The sequence below is a fragment of the Micromonospora sp. D75 genome (assembly GCF_018070405.1).
GTDB classification, from domain to species: domain Bacteria; phylum Actinomycetota; class Actinomycetes; order Mycobacteriales; family Micromonosporaceae; genus Micromonospora; species Micromonospora chalcea.
Window position 1 is genome coordinate 1 of record NZ_JAGPXV010000957.1, and the last position, 1,468, is coordinate 1,468.

The 1,468-nt window shown below is 72.4% G+C and carries 2 protein-coding genes; one reads left to right on the forward strand and one right to left on the reverse strand.

Features of this window, described 5'->3' with window-relative positions:
• Window positions 1–122: 122 nt before the first annotated feature.
• Window positions 123–950 carry an alpha/beta fold hydrolase gene (locus KBX39_RS31070; protein ID WP_210873965.1) on the reverse strand — a complete coding sequence of 276 codons (828 nt, stop codon included), beginning with the start codon at window positions 948–950 and terminating at the stop codon, window positions 123–125.
• Window positions 951–1,045: 95 nt separating this feature from the next.
• Here KBX39_RS31070 and KBX39_RS31075 point away from each other — a divergent pair.
• On the forward strand, window positions 1,046–1,468 hold a 423-nt coding region (locus KBX39_RS31075; RefSeq protein WP_210873967.1), incomplete at its 3' end, for a sigma-70 family RNA polymerase sigma factor.

A 1,468-nucleotide genomic window follows, 5' to 3' on the forward strand; every position in this document is an offset into this window, starting at 1 on the left:
GTGACGAGTTGCCCGGAGGTGGCCAGCCCGATCGGTGCGTACCTGGGGTCGGTCATCTCGTCCTCCTCACCGGTGTTCCTCCGGAAGCGGTACCCCGGTACGGGACGCGGCACACGCGCGGGTCAGCGGTCCCGGTCGAGGAAGTCCAGGGTGACCGCGGCGAACAGCGGCGACTGGTCGATGTCGTAGTGGGTCAGGCCGGGCAGGATCGCCAGCGCGTGCCCGCCCGCCGGGCGGCCCTCGCCGGTCCAGCCGCCGTCGCGCCGGCCGCCGTCGAGCAGCTCGAACACCTCCACGAAGTGGCTCGGCGGGGCCATGTCGGCGTCGGCGGCGACCACGAGCGTCGGCACCCGCAGGGCACGCACCTGGTCGGCGAGGTCGAAGTCCTTCCGCATCGCCTCGCCGATCTTGTCGAGCAGCCGGGGGAAGTCCTCCGGACGCGGCGCGACCCGCTCGTACAGCTCGTACATCGGGGTGTCCTTCAGGTACTCGGCCGCCGCGGCGTTGACCTGACCCTGCTGCGCCAGCATGTCCGGGTAGACGGCGTCGCGGCGGATGTGCGCGGACGCGGCGACCAGCCGGCCGATCTTCTCCGGGTGCCGGAAACCGACGTGCAGGGCGACGCCGCCGCCGAGGGAGAAGCCGACCACGTCCGGCCGGTCCAGCCCGAGGTGGTCGATCAGCGCGGCGACGTCGTCGGCCATCAACGCCATGTCGAGCGGCCGGTCCACGTCGGCGGTGCGGCCGTGCCCCTGCAGGTCCACCACGACGACCTGGTGTTTCGCGGTGAGCACGGGCAGGATCGGCGCGAACATCTCGCCCGAGGTGAGGCCGCCGTGCAGCAGGATCATCGGCCGTCCGCTGCCGTGTGTCTCGTGGTAGAGGCGTACGCCGTTGACGTCGGCGTACCGCCCGGGGGCGTGGGTCTCGTCGCGCTGCGTGGTGGTCATCGGTGCTCCTCGGGTGTGCTGACCTGACCACCGGTGGACCGGGCGAACGGGGCGTACTCATCGCCGCGCGCCCGGGGTACTCGCGTTCATGCAGCATGTGGGCTAGTTTCAGCCGGGTGAGCGAGGTGGCGAGCGTTCCCGTCGAGGCGCAACTAGAGGCGTACCGGTCGGAGCTGACCGGCTACTGCTACCGGATGCTGGGTTCGGCCTTCGAAGCCGAGGACGCGGTGCAGGACACCTTCGTCCGGGCCTGGCGCAACTTCGACAAGTTCGAGGGGCGGTCCGCGCTGCGGACCTGGCTCTACCGGATCGCCACGAACGTCTGCCTCAGCATGGCCACCAGCGCGCAGCGCCGGGTCCGGCCGATGGACCTCGGCCCGGCGGGCGTCGGCACGGCCACCCATCCCGGCGAGCCGCGCCCGGAGCAGATCTGGGTCGGCCCGGCGCCCGACGACCGGGTGCTGCCCGAGGTCGCCGACCCGGCCGAGGTGGTCGCCGGCCGCGAGTCGGTGCGGCTG

Coding starts and splice junctions, on each gene's coding strand:
- KBX39_RS31070 (WP_210873965.1), bottom strand. CDS start 950: ATGACCACCACGCAGCGCGACGAGACCCACGCCCCCGGGCGGTACGCC.